The sequence below is a fragment of the Celerinatantimonas marina genome (assembly GCF_046054165.1).
Taxonomy (GTDB): Bacteria; Pseudomonadota; Gammaproteobacteria; order Enterobacterales; family Celerinatantimonadaceae; genus Celerinatantimonas.
On record NZ_JBFNXK010000003.1, the window covers coordinates 36,129 to 54,746 of the forward strand.

Annotated in this window: 11 protein-coding genes; 8 read left to right on the top strand and 3 right to left on the bottom strand. The window is 51.1% G+C overall.

Going from position 1 to position 18,618, the window contains the following annotated elements:
- Positions 1–18 precede the first annotated feature (18 nt).
- Genes recD through recC form a run of 3 tightly spaced genes read right to left on the bottom strand, consistent with a single transcriptional unit; the run spans position 19 to position 8,642 of the window.
- Complete coding sequence (gene recD, locus ABUE20_RS04080) at positions 19–1,836, bottom strand: exodeoxyribonuclease V subunit alpha (protein WP_408618565.1); 1,818 nt, start codon at positions 1,834–1,836, stop codon at positions 19–21.
- On the bottom strand, positions 1,829–5,359 hold the full coding sequence (gene recB, locus ABUE20_RS04085) for an exodeoxyribonuclease V subunit beta (protein WP_408618566.1): 3,531 nt from the start codon (positions 5,357–5,359) through the stop codon (positions 1,829–1,831). The genes recD and recB overlap by 8 nt, the downstream gene beginning before the upstream one ends.
- Entirely contained in the window at positions 5,352–8,642 is a 3,291-nt protein-coding gene (gene recC / locus ABUE20_RS04090) for an exodeoxyribonuclease V subunit gamma (protein ID WP_408618567.1), read from the bottom strand. The genes recB and recC overlap by 8 nt, the downstream gene beginning before the upstream one ends.
- 519 nt (positions 8,643–9,161) lie before the next feature.
- Here recC and ABUE20_RS04095 point away from each other — a divergent pair.
- The 8 genes from ABUE20_RS04095 to ilvD all read left to right on the top strand — a co-directional run bounded on the left by ABUE20_RS04095 (position 9,162) and on the right by ilvD (position 18,607).
- A complete protein-coding gene (locus ABUE20_RS04095; protein WP_408618568.1) occupies positions 9,162–9,494 on the top strand; it encodes a hypothetical protein in 333 nt (110 codons plus the stop codon).
- A 175-nt stretch (positions 9,495–9,669) separates the two neighbouring features.
- Positions 9,670–10,884, top strand: coding sequence for a D-mannonate dehydratase ManD (gene manD / locus ABUE20_RS04100; protein WP_408618569.1), 1,215 nt, complete (start codon positions 9,670–9,672; stop codon positions 10,882–10,884).
- A gap of 100 nt (positions 10,885–10,984) precedes the next feature.
- Positions 10,985–12,508, top strand: a complete 1,524-nt coding sequence (locus ABUE20_RS04105; RefSeq protein ID WP_408618570.1) for a YifB family Mg chelatase-like AAA ATPase — start codon at positions 10,985–10,987, stop codon at positions 12,506–12,508.
- A gap of 124 nt (positions 12,509–12,632) precedes the next feature.
- A complete protein-coding gene (locus tag ABUE20_RS04110) occupies positions 12,633–13,205 on the top strand; it encodes a DUF6515 family protein (protein WP_408618571.1) in 573 nt (190 codons plus the stop codon).
- A gap of 639 nt (positions 13,206–13,844) precedes the next feature.
- On the top strand, positions 13,845–15,494 hold the full coding sequence (gene ilvG / locus ABUE20_RS04115) for an acetolactate synthase 2 catalytic subunit (RefSeq protein ID WP_408618572.1): 1,650 nt from the start codon (positions 13,845–13,847) through the stop codon (positions 15,492–15,494).
- A complete protein-coding gene (gene ilvM / locus ABUE20_RS04120; RefSeq protein WP_408618573.1) occupies positions 15,491–15,748 on the top strand; it encodes an acetolactate synthase 2 small subunit in 258 nt (85 codons plus the stop codon). The genes ilvG and ilvM overlap by 4 nt, the downstream gene beginning before the upstream one ends.
- Before the next feature lie 12 nt (positions 15,749–15,760).
- Positions 15,761–16,690, top strand: a complete 930-nt coding sequence (locus ABUE20_RS04125; protein ID WP_408618574.1) for a branched-chain amino acid transaminase — start codon at positions 15,761–15,763, stop codon at positions 16,688–16,690.
- 78 nt (positions 16,691–16,768) lie between these two features.
- Entirely contained in the window at positions 16,769–18,607 is a 1,839-nt protein-coding gene (gene ilvD / locus ABUE20_RS04130; RefSeq protein ID WP_408618575.1) for a dihydroxy-acid dehydratase, read from the top strand.
- Positions 18,608–18,618 lie beyond the last annotated feature (11 nt).

The window sequence follows — 18,618 nt, forward strand, 5'->3', positions numbered from 1 at the left end:
CGGCGGCCTTCAAAGCGCTTATGTGAGCGATCGAAGTCTGGCCGCTAATCCAGAGCGACGCCGAGTCCGATTTTGACAAGCCCGTCGCAGACTCGTTTCATCGGCAATCAACGAGAAATGAGTCTTCGCTCGGGTGATCCCGGTATAAAGGAGTTCGCGGGTTGGGTTACCACCGCCCTGATGCGGGAGTAACAGTAACACCTCATTAAATTCGCTGCCCTGACTCTTATGTACCGTCATGGCAAACACACTTTCGTGTTCCGGTAATCGGCTCGGTAATAGCCAACGGATCCCAGCATCGGCGGTCGCACTTTCAAACGCTACCATCAGTGTACCGTGGCTATCCTGCACAAAAATACCGATATCGCCATTATACAATTGCTGCGCATGATCATTGCTTTGCACCATCACCGGCAACCCAACACACCAACCTTTAGCCGCCGTTAACGCGCCGCGCTGATACAGTTGTTGCTGGATCCGGGCATTGAGTCCTTCGACACCAAAATCGCCCTGACGTAACGCCACTAGCAGCTGAAACTGTGTAAACGCCTGAAAAACCTCTTTTAAAGGTTGTCCCTGCTGCAAGGCCGTTAAGTAATGCTGGCAAGCACTGACGGTTTTCTCCAACACATAACGATAACTGGCTTCGCTCAGATCCCGCCAGTCGATATCAGAAAAAGATTTATCATCAAAGCACTGTAAGGCCCGGGGACTATCCCCCCGATTCACCGCTCGAGCCAACTGGCCGATCCCGGAGCGTTCGTCAAACCGATAACTATGTCGGAGCATCACTAAATTGTCAGCGACAGCAGGGACGGGCTCCAAAGCCGGCTCTAAATCGGCGGCCCCACACCGATGGAGATAATCACACACTTTGCCACTGGGCCCGGCTTCAATAAACTCACAGATATCCGCCAAGACCGATCCGGCTTCGACTGAAGCCAACTGATCCCGATCCCCCAGTAATATGACGCGCGTGGAAGAGGATATCGCTGCAAACAGATGGGTCATCAACGATAAATCGATCATCGACGCTTCATCCACCACCAGCAGATCCACTAACAACGGATTTTGGGCGTGATGGATAAAATGATGCCGACCGGGGATCACGCCTAACAACCGGTGAATAGTACTGGCCTGTCTGGGGATCGATTCAACGACAGCCTCTGGACTATCCGTCAACGAATAACACGCATTGACCATCGATTCACTTAACCGGGCCGCCGCTTTCCCGGTTGGAGCCACCAGCGCGATCTGTAAACACGCCCCTTGCTCTTTTAGGGCAAGCTCCTGCAACAGCGCCAACAATCGAGCCACCGTGGTCGTTTTACCGGTGCCAGGACCGCCACTAATCACCAGTAATTGCCGTTGACACGCGAGTGCTGCAGCGGCGCGTTGCCAGTCGGTTTGCGCTTTAACAGCGCCAAACAACCGATTTAAAATCGGTTTCACTTTTGAAGGTGCCGGAGGTTTTAACTGTGGGCCACAACTCAAACGAGAAGCCAGCTGCCTTTCAAACTGCCAGTAACGATTCAGATACAGTCGTTCCCCATCGAACACCAGCGGCTTGTCTTCACCGATCACGGCACTTTCCCGCAATACTTTGGCCCACGCATCCAAACTCAGCTCCCAGCCCAGAGAAGCTAACTGCTCCTGAAGCACGGCTATCGGCAGGCAGCTATCGCCTCGGCTCAGCGCCCGGCTGGCCAGTGCTGCCGCGATTTTCACCGACTCACTCGCCCCGAGTTCACTTAAAAATCGGGCAAAATGCCAATCCAGCGGCCGCAGCTTATCTCGCTCCTGAAGCAACTGCTGGAGCGACGCAACATCAATCATTTGCATCTCCTGCCAATAAACGATCCAACTGCATTAAGAACGCCGCATCCGGACGCGAAAAATAGATCCCGGTTGGCTGCGTGCCTTCACTGGAAACACCTCGTAAAAACAGATAATACACCCCGCCAAAATGCTGCTGATAGTCATAGTCGGGCAAACGAGTCGTCAGCATTCGGTGAAGCGCCAGTGCATAGATCTGATACTGAAAATCATAGCGATGCTCAATCATCGCTTGCTCCATCGCCGGCCTTTGATAGTCGTCGGCGGAATCGCCTAAATAATTCGATTTATAATCCAGCACGTAATAGCGGCCTTCAACACAAAAGACCAAATCGATAAAGCCTTTGAGCATCCCCTGAACCCGTTCAAACGTGAGCCGCTCCGCCCGGGCGCTTAACGGATCATGCTCGCGTAGTAGCCGGTTCAAAACCGAAGCATCCAGCGTCGACAACGGCATCACAAATTCCATTTCCGCCAGCCGCTGTGAAGGCGTTAATTCCCCCAGCGAAAACGGGCTGCCCCGCCCACCATCGTCCATGGCCACACCTAACACCTCTTGTCTCAGCTGCGCGATCACTGGCAACCATTGCAGGTCATAGCCGCTTTGGGTCATCAGCACCTGCAGCTGAGTTTCAACCTCCGTGGCGGATGCCTGAAAATCAATCAGTTCAAAAACACTATGCAAAAAGGTTCCGGCCTGAGGCCCTTTGGCAAAATGAAAAATATCCAGCTGCTCCGATTCACTCGCCTCTTCATCGATCACCGTTCGATCCAACCAGGCCAGCTCCATCGAGGCATCTTTTTGTCGTCCCTGATGACTCGACAATGCCGAGTAGCTGGTGATCCACCAATCCCGAGCCAGTGTGCGTTGCAAAGGCCGACAGGCAAGCGCCACTTCGCTCTGAATATCCGCGGCTAAAGGTTCCGGCCAGTGGTCGATCACCGGTGAAAAATCGATATCCGGATGCACCGCCAACTGTGATAAAGCCTCCAGCAACGTTGCTTTGGTGCCTTTTTCTCCGTGTTGCAGCAAAAAACCCAGTGCGCTTTTCTCAACCGCCGTCGTACCGTTTTTATTGGCACGGGCCGCGAGCGCACCGACACCGACCAGACAGTGATATTTGGCGCGGGTTAGCGCCACATACAGTAACCGCAAATCTTCGGCTAATCGCTCTTCATCAGCCTGTTCGCTAGCCTGTGGATCCGCCTGCAGTGCCAACGTCAACTGGCCATCGCGATGATAAATGGCTTCACTTGCAGATCGATAGTTGAGCATGAATGGCAACGCCACTAGCGGATATTCCAGCCCTTTACTCTTATGGATCGTCACAATTTGTACCCGACGGGCATCACTTTCCAGTCGGATCTGCGTATCGTCGCTATCGCTGGCACCATCGAGCAGCTGCTGAGCAAACCAGCGCAATAGCGCGCTGGGGCTATCCAGTTGCTGACTCTGAAGCTGCAATAATTCTCCCAGATGTAACAGATTCGTCAGTTGCCGCTCTCCGGAACGCTGCTGCAAAATGCGCCCGGCCATATCGCTTTGTTCCAACCAGCGATAAAGCATCGGCAAGATCCCCCGCCGTAGCCAAATCCGCTGATACTGAAAATACGTATCCACCTGCTGTTGCCAACGTTGCTCATCATCATTCAGCGCTTCCAACTCCGTTAAATTCAGCCCTAATAACGGCATCGCCAGAGCTGCTCTGAGCATCCGCTCATCGTTGGGATTAAGAGCCGCCGCCATTTGTAGATAAAGTTGGTACCCTTCTTCACTTTCAAAAACACTATCCCGACTTGCCCGCAGCACATAAGGGATCGCCAACTGATCGAGCGCCTGAGCCATCAACTGACCTTCCCGATTGGTCCGCACCAGCACCGCAATATCCCCGGCGACAATCGGCCGGGAGGATTCATCGCCCAGATCCAGTTGCCCCGCTTGCAACCAGCGCGCGATCTGCGAGGCACAATCTCGGGCCTGTAACTGCTGATACTCCTGCTTATTCAAGGTGGCCGAGCCCTGATCCGCAACCCGAAACAAGAGCGCGGCCTGAGGCGCACCTTCACAGATGACGCCTTGAGTCGGCAGCTGAGAACGGCTCTGAACCGGCGTAAATTCAATAGCTTCCCGATAAATAAACGGGTTATCGTGAAAACTGAATACGGCATTGACCGCAGCCACCATTGCACGGCTGGAGCGGTAATTGGTCGGCAGCGTGTAGTGCGCTTGAACCTGAGCACGCGCCTGCATATAGGTAAAAATATCGGCGCCCCGGAAACCGTAAATAGCCTGCTTCGGATCGCCGATCAAAAATAAGCCGGTATCCGCATCATCTCGGGTCGAATAGATGGTACTGAAAATGCGATACTGCTGTGGGTCGGTATCCTGAAATTCATCGATCATCGCCACCGGGTAGCGCTGTCGAATACTGGAAGCCAACGGTCCCTGATGTTGACCGTCCAGAGCATTGGCCAGAATCGACAGCAGATCATCAAATCCCAGCTGTTGCTGCTGCGTTTTGAGCACCACAAAACGCTCCCGAATGGCCGCGATCAGCTGGGCCAGAATCAGCGCCCGTAGATCCGTGTTATCTGCAAAGAGTTCATCAATCGCCTCAATCAGCGGATGTATCGGTGGCGCTCCGGTTTTAGTTTTTTCGCGTAAAAGCTCCGAGCCAAAACGATGTAGATTCTTAGGGAGTTGTTCATCGCTGCTGGCCGCTGCGGCAAACTGGTGGATCTCATCCAGCCAGTTCGGTAGATTCTTTCTGCTATAGCTGCGCTTATCCAGATCGGCGGCTTGCAGCGCTTCTACTAGCCCATCACATTCGCGGCGCCAACGCGTTTTAAAGGCTTCGATACGCGCCAGACGCTGCTCAAACCATTGCTGCACATTGAGCGTTGGATCGCCGCCTTCCAGTTGCAATTGAGGTTGAGCCAGCACGCCTTGTAATGAGCTGAGTAAACTCGCCGGATCACTCCAGAAACTCATGACTCGTTCGATCATCGCTTTGGGCAGAGGATAAAAAAACTGCCGCCAACAATCCTCAACGGCTCTGAGCCGTAACGTATGTTCAGCGGTTAAAAATTCACTCTCGAATGAGATCCCGCTTTCAAAGGCATGTTCTTTAAGCATCCGCTGACAAAAGCCATGAATGGTAAAAATAGCCGCCTGATCCATTCCCTGTTCAGCCACCAGCAAGCGCTCGGCATCTTCACGGATATCCGCACTTTCCTGAATCAACGACGCGGTGAGTGCATCGTTGGAATGTCCCCGCAAGAAATCAAGCCGCGCCTGATGGATCTTAGCGCGGATCCGTCCTCGCAGTTCAGCCGTCGCCGCTTCCGTGAACGTGACTACCAAAATCGACTCAATCGGCAACGCGGCTTGGTGCTCATCCGCTCCGAGCAGCAACCGAAGCACCAGTGCACTAATGGTAAATGTTTTCCCGGTACCGGCACTGGCCTCAATCAGCCGCGCGCCCTGTAACGGGAAGGTTTTCAGATCCAGCGCTTCACTCATCCCCGAACTCCATCTGATGCATTTTTACCGGAACGAGCAAGGATTCCACCCAAGGACGAAGCTGCTCCCAGAACGATGTAAAATCATCTCCAAGCTGCTGGGAAATATAGCGATTCTTCGCTTCACCAAAATCCCCTTGATAATGTGTGAGCGCCTGTTCGAGCGCTTTTTGTTGCACCGCCCCCTCCTCACTCAACTGCCCTTGCGGGTCATCCCAAGCCTGTTCTAGATAGATCCACAACGCCTCACAGGGCAATGTAAACGGCTGCTGCCAAGCCACCTGTAGTGCCCGCAGCCACGCTTGTAAATAGTGCTCGGCCTGCGCCGGTTGAATTGCCGAAAAGGTAATCGCTTCGTCAATACCCAGCAAATAACTCTGCTGCGGTGCAGCCTCCACCAAATGGGCCACCAGATAATCCAACCAAGCCAGCAACCGATCCCGAGCCCGCAATTTGCCCGGTCGAAAGGCCACCAGAGCTTCGGCGCAGGGGCTACTCAGCCACCCCTGAAGCGGCGGCAGATCGTCAGCCAAAGCTGCCACCCGCACTGGCCAGCGGCTCGGTTCCAGAGCCGGTAACTGGGAGAGTCGCCCCACCAGCGGGTCCAGTGACTGCCAACGCTTTTCAATGCTGATCTGACCAAAAAAGCCGTGCGGTAACTGCCCACTCGCCTGCAACCGCAGGCTCACTTGATCAAGCGATTGCTCCTGCAATCGGGCCCGGAGCAATTGCTCATCGAGTTGATATCGCGCCAGTCCCCGGACACTAAAACTCTCTGATTCCACCAGTTCTTCTTCCAACACCGGATAATCAATATGAAGCCGCCGTCGATACAGCCATTCACTCGGAGCCCGCACAAATCGCTGCAAGTCCTGATAATCCAAAGGCGATTCCGCCGGTAGCGGCTCTTTAAGCCGCAACGCATCCGTTGCGATCTGGGGGGAGGCTGGTGCCTGCAACGCCTGCGCGGCAGTGAGCCAGCGAGGGTGATAGCTAAAATATGGGGTGTCGGATGTAAAATAATCCGGACTAAACGGCTGCAACGGATGCTCCAGTGTCAGCTGTTCCAGCAATCGCTCGGCACTGTGATCACTTTCTAAGGCTTCATCACCGTCAAGACAAAAGCTCTGCCCCAGATATTCCCGCAGCTCGGCCACCAGCACCGAAGGCTCCAACGGGCTATTATCATTGATACTGCGCCCGACATAACTCACATATAACCGCTGCTGAGCGGCCAGTAAAGCTTCTAAAAATAGGTAACGATCATCTTCCCGGCGACTTCGATCCCCGCGTTGCATCGGGTTTTGCGCCATTAAATCAAACCCAACCTGCGACACCGTCCGCGGGTAGTCGGCATCATTCATTCCCAGCAGGCAAACCACTTTAAACGGGATCGCTCGCATCGGCAGCAACGTACAAAAATTAACCGGACCTGCCAGAAACCGCTGGCTACCAGACTCGCTGGCCAAACGGCTACGGGCATAATCGTGGATAATCATCGCCTCAATCGGCTCATGATAGTCACAACTGTCGGCCATCTGATAAAATTGCTCAATGAGATCCAGCAGTTGCTGCTGTGGGATTAAATCATCCTCATCAAATTGATAGAACTGTTCTAAAATCCACCGCAGCCGTTGCTGCCAAACGGCATAATCAGCAGGCTGCAACAGGGCATCGCGCAATGCAATCAATGCGTCGATAAATTCAGCCAATCGCCCGATCAGCTCCGCAGCTAACCCCTGGCTCTCCGGATAAGGCAACCATGCATCCACCAGCGTAAAATCATCCATCGCATAGCCCAGCAACATCCGTTTCAACCCGAATAGCCAGGAATTTTGCTCTCCTTCATCCGGATTGGACCAGCGCATCATATCGCTCTGATCCAGCCCCCAGCGAACGCCTGATTCGATCACCCACTGGCGCAGCACCGCCAGTTCATGACTGGGGATTTCAAAGCGACGGCTGATCGCCGGGACTTCCAGCCAGGTCAGCAAGCCGCTGGCACTGGAGCGGGAGGTCGGCAGCGCCAACAATTCGATAAAGCTTTGCAATAATGGACTTTCATCGCGAATACTACGATCTGAGATGGCATAAGGAATAGCGCGGGAGGTTTCGGCAGAGCCAAAAACCGCCTGAATCGCCGGACTATACCGATTGACATCTGGAACCATGACAATCACGTCCCGAGGCATAAGCTCGGGATCAGCTTCAAACATCGCCAGCAATTGATCATGCAGTACTTCCAGCTCCCGGCGGGCATTATGGCAAACCTGAAAACAGATGGAGTGATCGCCCGTGGCCACTCTACGCTTATGACGACTCTCTTCCCAAAGCGTGGGTTCAACCGGATTATGCAGATTGAGAATATCGCGCTGTAATGTCGGTAACAGTTGCGTCCCTTGCGGCTCAATAAATAAATTCAGGTCCAGTTCCTGTTTATTGGTCTCCGCCAGCAGTTCCAGATAATCACGACCTAATTTCCCCATTGATGCCAGCAGCGGGTTTCCGGCTAAGGCGTGTTCATCCCGCACATCGCCCCAGTATTCCCGGCAGGGATTGCCCAGAAAAAGATGAATATCGATGTGCAAAGCCAAGGCTTCCAGCGCTTTGAGATAAGCCGGAGGCAGTGCCGAGATCCCAAAGATAAAGACTCGTTCCGGCAGGCCGGAAACTGGCGTAGCAATCGTCAGTCGCTCGATAAAATCCTGAAACAGATTCCCCCGATGGTAAGGACTCTCCATCCGGCTCACCGTATCGTCCACCAACAATCGCCAGAGTTTGGGCTGCCACGGCTCTGTCTGACTCACCTCGGGCAGATCATCACCCTGCTCCCAGGCACTGGTCCAGTTGGAACGATAGACCAAATATTGATCGAATAAGTCGGCAATTTTCTGGCACAACTGCCAGAGCTTGCGATCCTGAGAGTCATCATGATCCGCCAGATAGGCAAATAGCGGTGCAAAATCAACATCATCTTGCTGCTTGGGTAACAGCCGCATCAGCCGCCAAGCCATCGCTTCTTTATTAAACGGGCTTTGATCCGGCACATCACTGAGAACCAGATGGAACATCTGCCAAATAAAACTGGCCGGTAACGGAAACTCGATATTCGCCGCAACCCCCAGTTGCCGGGCTAATTCCAGCTTCAACCACTGAGCCATCCCCGGACTTTGCACCAGAACCTGTTCCGAAGATAACGGCTGACGCCGTGGTGACTGTTGCATCAACGGGCCAATCAGACCCGCTAACACATCCAGCTGATTACTCTGATAGAAAAATAACATGACAGTGCAGCTACGGAATAAATGTTTACTACTAAGAGTAACGTGCAGCGCTTGTCGAGAAAAGAAAAACCCGGAGCACCAAGACCTCAGAAGCAGGTAAGCGGCTATGATTGGGCATAAAAAAACCGCCGTGTAATCGGCGGTTTCTTATCGTTCCACGCAGCGAATGGCTGATGGAATCACAGCTATCTATGCTTAAGCAGCCCAAAACATTGTGGGAATAAACACAAATGCAGAAGTTGCAATAAACATTGCAGATAACGATGCAACATCTTTTAAAGTTCGTTTAGTTTCGCGGCTCATATCATTGCCTCCATATCTTGATCTACGTCAGTAATTATACTCAAAAACTAATCAGAAATACAATTTTTTGTGATGAATTTCACATAAAAAAATAATAATGACGAATGACATCTAGACATGCTTGAAAAACATAGTAATTCACCAAAAAGATTGGCGAATAACGCTGAACCGCTATACTTCAATGAAACGACAGACGCTAAATAGAAGGGAAGTATCATGACTACATCACCTCTTGTTCCATTAGAGCTGACTATGCGTATTGAACCCGGCTGTCTAGGCCCCGATGGCATCAACAAAGCCCTTCCATTTTGCCAATTTGCCGAAGAGCCTTTCCATCGTTTGGGCGGCCAGGCGCTGCATTGGCAGATCGAACCCCGGTTTGACAAAACCTTACCGGAAATCGAATATCGGCTTCAGGATAAAAAGCTCACTCAGGAACAAGCAGAACGCTATTTAAGTTTACTTGAACTCAAATTAGCGGAACAGGAAGAGCAAGCCAGTGCCTTGCTCAGTGAGCTTGTTGAAACATTTCTGGCTGAACAATGCTAAACATGATCTCACCTATCTCATCATGGTCGATAACGTTCTCAAAAGGAGCCGCTCTAAGCGGTGGATTCAGGGGTATTGAATGGCAGCGCCTGATAAAAATGTGACTCCTCTCCACACATCGCTTCAGCTCGTTGCTGTATGGTAGAAACCACGTTTCATTTAGCAACCTTTGACTATGAAAATCACCCATGTAGATGTCTTCGTTACTTGTCCCGGTCGTAATTTTGTCACGGTAAAAATTACCACCGATGCGGGCCTGACCGGGCTCGGCGATGCCACGCTCAATGGTCGGGAACTGGCAGTCGCCAGCTACCTTAGCGATCATATTGGCCCTCAACTGATAGGTCGGGATGCTCATGCCATTGAGGATATCTGGCAATTCTTCTATAAAGGCGCTTACTGGCGGCGGGGACCGGTCACCATGTCGGCGATTTCAGCCATCGATATGGCCCTTTGGGATATCAAAGCCAAAGCTGCAAACATGCCGCTTTACCAATTACTGGGTGGAGCCTCCCGCTCGGGTGTCATGGTTTACTGTCACTGTACTGGCCAAACCTTAGACGAAGCGATTGAAGATTACGCCCGACATCAGGCAATGGGCTTTAAAGCACTACGCGTTCAATGTGGCATTCCGGGAATGAAAACCACCTATGGGATGTCCAAAGGTAAAGGGCTCGCCTATGAACCCGCGACCAAAGGTCACTGGCCGCAAGAGCAGATCTGGTCTTCCGAGCGCTATCTCGACTATGCTCCCAAACTCTTTGAAGCTATCCGGGACACCTTCGGTTTCAATGAACATCTCCTCCATGATATGCATCATCGATTAACACCCATCGAAGCGGCGCGATTCGGTCAATCCGTCGAACCTTACCGACTGTTTTGGATGGAAGATCCCACACCCGCCGAGAATCAGGCTTGCTTTCGGCTAATCCGCCAACACACCGTCACGCCTATCGCGACCGGCGAGGTTTTCAATAGCATCTGGGATTGCAAACAATTGATTGAAGAGCAATTAATTGACTACATCCGCACCACACTCACCCACGCGGGAGGCATTACCGGAATGAAGCGTATTGCTGATTTTGCCGCGTTGTATCAGGTGCGAACCGGCTCACACGGTCCATCAGATCTCTCACCTATCTGTATGGGAGCCGCCTTACATTTTGATCTGTGGGTCCCTAATTTCGGTGTTCAGGAATATATGGGCTACAGCGAGCAAATGTTGGAAGTCTTCCCGCATCATTGGCGCTTTGAAAATGGCTATATGCATCCGGGAGATGCGCCCGGGATCGGGGTCGATTTCGATGAAAAATTAGCGAAAAAATACCCTTATGATCCAGCGTATTTGCCGGTCGCGCGACTGGAAGACGGAACACTTTGGAATTGGTAATGATCTCAATCAGATAATCGATAGTGAATTTCAGATCGGAACTGACAGCGATTTCAGAACGCGTTACTATTGATTCATAACTCAATTAAAATATTTAGTTATGGATACACTTGCGGTTATCACATCTCGCGCCAGTCTCGGTCTGGAAGCCCCTCTGGTTACGATTGAAGTTCATTTGGGAGGCGGGCTTCCCGCATTTACACTCGTCGGGCTACCGGAAGCATCGGTACGAGAATCCCGGGAGCGAGTGCGAAGTGCCTTGCTCACCTGTGGTTTTGAATTCCCCGCCGCCCGGATTACGGTGAACTTAGCACCGGCCGATCTGCCTAAAGAAGGTGGTCGATTCGATCTCGCGATTGCGGTGGGGATCTTGCTGGCCTCCGAGCAGATTATTGCGCCTGAAATAAAGTCATTAGAACTGTTGGGCGAACTGGCACTATCCGGTGAAATTCGCCACATTCCAGGGGCGATTAGTGCCGTTAAAACCGCTACAACCGCCCATCATACTGTAGTTCTTCCCCCAGAGGATGCACCGCTCGCAGCTCGAGTTGAACACTCCAACGTGATTGCCCCCCACAGCTTAGGCGAACTAGTCGCTTGGCTGGCTGGTCAACAATCGCTGGCCCCCGTAACCGCGACACCGCTGCCTGCGGCATCCCTCTGGCAAGGTGGCGATTTCTCCGAAGTGATTGGCCAATCCGGGGCCAAACGAGCCATGTTGCTGGCCGCCGCCGGAGGACATAACTTGCTGATGTTAGGTCCGCCGGGAACTGGAAAAACCATGTTGGCTAGTCGCCTGCCCGGGATTCTGCCTCCGCTGACGCCGGAACAGGCCATCGATGTGGCATCTATCTACTCGCTCAGCGAACAACATCGCAGTGCAGAGCAATGGCAGGTCGCCCCTTTTCGCTGTCCCCATCACAGTGCCTCCTCGGTTGCATTAGTGGGTGGAGGAAGCAAACCTCGCCCCGGCGAGATCTCACTGGCGCATCACGGTGTTCTATTTTTAGATGAACTGGCTGAATTTCCAAGGCAGGTACTAGATGCCCTGCGTCAACCACTGGAATCGGGCGAAGTGCATATTGCCCGAGCCAGTCAACAGGTTTGTTTTCCGGCTAAATTTCAACTCATCGGCGCATTAAACCCTAGCCCAACCGGCTATTATCAAGGCCATCAGGCCCGCAGTAACGTCGATCAGATCTTGCACTATTTAAATCGATTATCCGGTCCCTTCTTAGACCGCTTCGACATTAGCATCGAAGTCACCACGCTCCCCCCAGGCACGTTAAGTCATCCCCCAGCCGAACAAACCAGTGAGCAACTTCATCAGCAGGTCATGGCAGCCCGAACCCGGCAATTAGAGCGTCAGGGATGTACCAACAGTGATCTCACTGGGCAACAGTTACGGCAGTTTACCCCGCTCTCAATTACGGATCAGGATTTCTTAGAGCAAGCGATTACCCGGCTCGGGCTTTCGATCCGGGCCTATCATCGCATCTGGAAAGTTGCCGCCACCATTGCTGATCTGGCCCAGCAACCCTTGGCCCATCCCCATCTGATCGAAGCTCTCGGTTATCGAGCCATGGATCGCCTGTTGAGTCAACTCACTCAGGCCGTTTATTGACACATTTTTACATCAACGCCACACTCCTTTGCGCAAAAAAAGGTATGCTAGGGACTGTTGACCTTTCGTGATTAAATATTGTTCAGGTTAAATGCATCCAAACCGAAGATGTAGGAGTGAGGCCATGTTCATCCAATTTTTGAGAAATATAATTCATTCACCTAAACAGGCGGCCATGCTCGGAGCAGCCCTGTTTATTTTCCCTTTGGAAGCCTATTCCACCAGCTTTTATGCCGCTCCCGATCATCCTGAGCCCCATCATCAAGAGTTTCACCATTATCATCCAGGACCAGTTTATTCCAATCATCAGCGCTGGTTTTGGGCCTCTCGACATCATGCTAACGGCCCTTCCTTACCCGAAGCAGCTACATTTGCCATTATTTCTGGAATTACCTATGCCGTCATTAATGGTGCTTACTACCGACACGAGGGGGAACGCTACATTTGGGTGAGTAATCAACCTCCAGCCCAAAATACGACCATTATTGTAAATGATCCCAATCGGCCTCAAGTCACCGAGAGCGACGATGAGCCAAATGGTAGCAGCGGAGATTATACGTTGGGATCAATAGTCGAGGAACTTCCTGATTCGGCCAAAGAAGTCTCCATTAATGATCGCCAGTATTTTGTCAGCCATCATCATTGGTTTATCGCTCTGGAAGATCAGGGGTATGTCGTCGTTAAATCGCCTTTATAAGGCATCATGACCGTATAAGCCCTTGGGAGCATCGATATTTTACCGATGCTCCCGAACACTCTCGAAATGGAATCGTGCCCCTTGATTCCATTTTTGAGGTGACCCCATCCTATTCACAAACACGCTAAAATGTCCCCCGTAAATCCAGATGCTAGGGCACGACGGCACTTCCCATATCACCGAGACAACGCGTACACAGTATGTGTCAAACCGATTGTTTCAACGCCGATCCATAAAAATTTTTATTTATATGGAAATTCATGATTGCACAATTTTTCAGTATTTTGTTAAACCATTCCAAGCTCTAATGGTGAATAATGCCAATAAAATTTTTATTATTGATTAAATTCACCTATTTTGACCTATTCATGGCAATGCCGTATCCAGATAAAGTTAAAATTTGGACTTGCGCATCAACAGAAAGCTGTGATATTTGTAGATCCATTCAATGCAGATACAGCTCGCTTAAGAAAAATGAAAATCGTTGCAATTCTAGTCAAAGTCGTCGTCCTGGTGGTGATTATTCACTCGCCTCGGGGGCGTTTGTCGTTGCAACGAGCATAAGACAGACGAGACAAAAACCCCCGCACCGAAAGGTTCGGGGGTTTTTTTTTATATTCGAGGACAGGGTAACAGAACATGAATGGTGCACAGTTAATTGTAAACACCTTAAAAGCTCATCAGGTTACGCAGATTTTTGGCTATCCCGGTGGTGCAATCATGCCTCTCTACGATGCGTTATATGATGGGGGGATTCCGCATCAGCTTACGCGGCATGAACAAGGAGCAGCGATGGCTGCATTAGGCTACGCCAGAGCCAGCGGTAAAGTCGGCGTATGTATGGCAACTTCAGGCCCGGGGGCCACCAACCTCATCACCGGTTTAGCCGATGCCCTGCTTGATTCGATACCTGTCGTAGCGTTCACCGGACAAGTTTCTCGCGCCGTTATCGGAACAGATGCCTTTCAGGAAATTGATGTTTTAGGATTATCACTGGCCTGTACCAAACATAGTTTTTTAATTACCGATCCAGACCAGCTACAAAGCACCATTGAAGAAGCATTCACCATTGCCCAAAGCGGTCGCCCCGGTCCAGTTCTCATTGATATCCCGAAAGATATTCAGGTGGCTGAAATTAATATTCAGCCTACGCAACTGACGCATTACCCTAAGCCGGCTGCCCCAGCAATAGCTACGGTTGAAAGTGCACGACAAATGCTCGCCGAAGCTAAACAACCGATCTTATATCTCGGAGGAGGCGTCGGAATGGCAGAGGCCGTCGATGCGGCTCGTCACTTCATTCATACCACGCACATTCCTTGTGTCACAACCTTGAAAGGGATTGGAACGATCGAACCGGAAACTCCTGAATTTTTAGGAATGCTCGGCATGCATGGTACTAAAGCCGCCAATCTGGCCGTTCAGCAATGCGATCTGTTGATCGTGGCCGGAGCTCGCTTTGATGACCGCGTCACCGGCAAATTAGATACTTTTGCCCCAAATGCAAAAGTGATTCATATTGATATTGATGCCGCCGAAATCGGTAAACTACGCGCACCGGAACTAGCTATCAGTGATGACTTAGGGCAAACCCTAAAAGCACTGGAAATGCCGTTAGATATTGCCCACTGGCGCGACACCGTTTGCTCCATGAAAGCACAGTATGCTTGGGATTATGCCCATCCCGGAAGCGCTATCTACGCACCGGCTCTATTACGAGAACTTAGCCAGCGATTACCTAAACGGCATGTGGTGGCTTGTGATGTGGGCCAGCATCAAATGTGGGTCGCGCAGCACATGCAGTTTAATCATCCCAGTGATCATATCTCCAGCTCAGGTCTCGGAACGATGGGATTCGGTCTCCCGGCAGCGATTGGTGCTCAATTTGCTCGCCCTGATGAAACCGTATTAGCCGTCTGTGGCGATGGCTCCTTTATGATGAATGTTCAGGAACTGGCCACAATCAAACGCGCCCAGCTCCCCATTAAAATAGTTCTGCTCGACAACCAACGCTTGGGGATGGTTCGTCAGTGGCAGGATCTGTTCTTTGATGGCCGTTTAAGCCAAACCATTTTAGATGACAACCCGGACTTCGTGACCTTAGCCAGTGCCTTCAATATTCCGGGAGAAACGATCGCAACGAAAGCGGAAATTAACGATGCATTAGATCGTTTATTAACCGCGCAAGGCCCTTATTTATTACATGTTGCAATTGACGATAAAGAAAACGTCTGGCCGTTGGTTCCACCGGGCGCAGCCAATGATAAAATGCTGGAGGATCAGGCATGAATCAGTACACCTTAGAAATTCAGACCCGGCCACAGGTCGATGTTCTTGAACGAGTTTTACGCATTACCCGGCATCGGGGATTCCGAGTGATGTCGATGCAGATGGATGAAGCTGATAATCATCAGCATTTGAACATCAAATTAACAGTCTGTAGTGAACGCGCAATATCACTACTTTTTAATCAACTCACAAAGCTTATAGATGTTGCCCGAGTCAGCGAATTATGTGGCGATCAACAACAAAAATGGGCGTAAAGGAAATATCACATGTCAAAAAGTAATTCTTCCCAAATCTGGTTTAATGGCGAACATATTCCTGAAGAAGAAGCCAAAGTCAGCGTTATGAGCCACGCCTTACACTATGGGACATCTGTGTTTGAAGGGATCCGCGCTTACAACACTCCCAAAGGGACCGCGGTATTCCGTCTGCAGGATCACATCCAACGTCTGCTGGATTCAGCCAAAATCTATCGCTTGCAACAACCTTACAGCAAAGCAGAAATTGAAGAAGCAATTCGGGAAAACTTGCGCGTGAATCATCTGGATAGTGCTTATATCCGCCCATTAATTTTTGCTGGAAACGTTGGTCTGGGTGTAGGTTCAGCACAGGGCAAAACATGTGAGGTGATGATTGCATCGATGACATGGGGCGCTTATTTAGGTGACGAAGCACTCGAACAAGGGATCGATGTCTGTGTCAGTTCCTGGAATCGCGTGGCACCGAATACCCTGCCTACCGGTGCCAAAGCCGGTGGGAATTATCTGTCATCACAGCTCATTCATGAAGAAGCGATTCGTCACGGTTATACCGAAGGTCTGGCTCTGGATGTCAACGGGCTGCTGAGTGAAGGTTCCGGTGAAAACGTCTTCTTGGTGAAAAAAGGTAAACTCTATACTCCCCCACTAAGTGCTTGTGTTTTACCTGGGATCACTCGTGATACCATCGTTAACCTAGCACAACGTCTGGGCATTGAAGTCGTTGAACAGAATATCGCTCGTGAAGCCTTATATCTGGCTGATGAAGTCTTTATGTGCGGAACAGCAGCAGAACTGACCCCAGTACGCAGTGTCGATGGTCAGCAGGTCGGCGAAGGCCGCTGCGGCCCGGTCACCAAACAGCTGCAACAAGCCTTCTTCGGATTATTTAATGGTGAAACCGAAGATAGCGAAGGTTGGCTGGACTACGTGAATCCATAAACTGAAAGCCGGACGCATCCCGTCCGGTTTTTTATTTCATAGAACAATCATTTTAATACGATAGTAAAAGGATACGTTATGCCTAAATTGCGCAGCGCAACCACGACTGAAGGCCGCAATATGGCAGGAGCAAGAGCCCTGTGGCGTGCCACCGGCACCAAAGAAGAAGACTTTGGTAAACCCATTATCGCCGTGGTGAATTCATACACACAGTTTGTTCCGGGCCATGTACATCTCAAAGATTTAGGAACGCTTGTTAGCGATGCCATCTATGAAGCCGGCGGGATTGCCAAAGAATTTGATACCATCGCCATCGATGATGGGATCGCGATGGGTCATAGTGGGATGCTCTATTCATTACCCTCTCGGGATCTCATTGCCGATTCCGTTGAATACATGGTCAATGCGCATTGTGCCGATGCGATGGTCTGTATCTCCAACTGTGACAAAATCACTCCCGGAATGTTAATGGCCTCCATGCGTTTAAATATTCCGGTCATCTTTGTTTCCGGTGGCCCCATGGAAGCCGGGAAAACTAAACTATCTGACCAAATCATTAAATTAGATTTAGTCGATGCCATGGTGATGGCCGCCAATGACAAAGTCACTGACGAAGAAACCGAGCAAGTTGAACGCAGTGCCTGCCCAACCTGTGGGAGCTGTTCCGGCATGTTCACCGCAAACTCGATGAACTGTCTGACAGAAGCCTTGGGTCTATCCCAGCCGGGTAACGGTTCACTCCTTGCCACGCATGCGGATCGTCGCGATCTGTTTATCAATGCCGGGAAACGAATTGTTGAACTGGCCAAACGTTATTATGAACAGGACGACGCATCCGTCCTGCCACGCAATATCGCCAATCGTGCCGCTTTCGCAAACGCGATGTCTCTGGATATTGCCATGGGAGGATCAACCAATACCGTACTGCACCTGCTCGCAGTTGCGCAGGAAGCCGAGGTTGATTTCACAATGGCCGATATGGACGCACTGTCACGCAAAGTCCCCCATCTGTGTAAAGTAGCCCCATCCATCCAGCTTTATCATATGGAAGACGTCCATCGTGCTGGTGGGATCATGGGTCTGTTAGGCGAACTGGATCGGGCCGGATTATTAGATACATCCGTCACTAACGTTCTGGGTGAAACACTGGCCGATACACTGGCCAAATGGGATGTGCTGCGCACTGATAATGAAGCGGTCAAAACCTTCTACAAAGCGGGTCCTGCCGGCATTCGGAGCATCGAAGCATTCAGTCAGGATTGCCGCTGGCCAGAACTGGATCTGGACCGTGAGAAAGGCTGTATCCGCGACATTAACCATGCCTATAGTCAAGAAGGCGGTCTTGCCGTATTAAGTGGAAACTTAGCCGCTGATGGCTGCGTGGTCAAAACCGCCGGAGTCGATGCTTCGATTCTAAAATTCTCAGGTCCTGCGGTTGTTTATGAAAGCCAGGAAGATGCCGTCGATGGTATTTTACACGGACAAGTCAAAGCAGGCGATGTGGTCGTCATTCGCTATGAAGGTCCTAAAGGCGGTCCGGGTATGCAAGAAATGCTCTACCCAACCAGCTATCTGAAATCAGTTGGTTTAGGCAAAGCCTGTGCTCTGATTACCGATGGCCGATTCTCCGGCGGTACCTCCGGACTCTCAATCGGTCACGTCTCTCCAGAAGCGGCAAGCGGTGGCACCATTGGCCTGGTCGAAGCCGGTGATATGATCCACATTGATATTCCAAATCGTAGCATCGAACTGGATGTCGACACGGCTACGCTCGAAGCTCGCCGTCAGGCGCAAAGCCAAAAAGGCTGGAAACCTGCATCTCGAATTCGTCCAGTATCAACCGCTCTAAAAATGTATGCTCACTTCGCAACCAGTGCCGATAAAGGGGCTGTCCGCGATAAAAGCAAATTAGATTAATTTAGAAACTG

Bases quoted from the DNA above. Each gene is read 5' to 3' on its own strand.
- recC (WP_408618567.1), bottom strand. From the start codon at position 8,642: ATGTTATTTTTCTATCAGAGTAATCAGCTGGATGTGTTAGCGGGTCTG.
- ilvD (WP_408618575.1), top strand. From the start codon at position 16,769: ATGCCTAAATTGCGCAGCGCAACCACGACTGAAGGCCGCAATATGGCA.
- ABUE20_RS04105 (WP_408618570.1), top strand. From the start codon at position 10,985: ATGGATACACTTGCGGTTATCACATCTCGCGCCAGTCTCGGTCTGGAA.
- ABUE20_RS04125 (WP_408618574.1), top strand. From the start codon at position 15,761: ATGTCAAAAAGTAATTCTTCCCAAATCTGGTTTAATGGCGAACATATT.
- ilvG (WP_408618572.1), top strand. From the start codon at position 13,845: ATGAATGGTGCACAGTTAATTGTAAACACCTTAAAAGCTCATCAGGTT.
- manD (WP_408618569.1), top strand. From the start codon at position 9,670: ATGAAAATCACCCATGTAGATGTCTTCGTTACTTGTCCCGGTCGTAAT.
- recD (WP_408618565.1), bottom strand. From the start codon at position 1,836: ATGATTGATGTTGCGTCGCTCCAGCAGTTGCTTCAGGAGCGAGATAAG.
- ilvM (WP_408618573.1), top strand. From the start codon at position 15,491: ATGAATCAGTACACCTTAGAAATTCAGACCCGGCCACAGGTCGATGTT.
- recB (WP_408618566.1), bottom strand. From the start codon at position 5,359: ATGAGTGAAGCGCTGGATCTGAAAACCTTCCCGTTACAGGGCGCGCGG.
- ABUE20_RS04110 (WP_408618571.1), top strand. From the start codon at position 12,633: ATGTTCATCCAATTTTTGAGAAATATAATTCATTCACCTAAACAGGCG.
- ABUE20_RS04095 (WP_408618568.1), top strand. From the start codon at position 9,162: ATGACTACATCACCTCTTGTTCCATTAGAGCTGACTATGCGTATTGAA.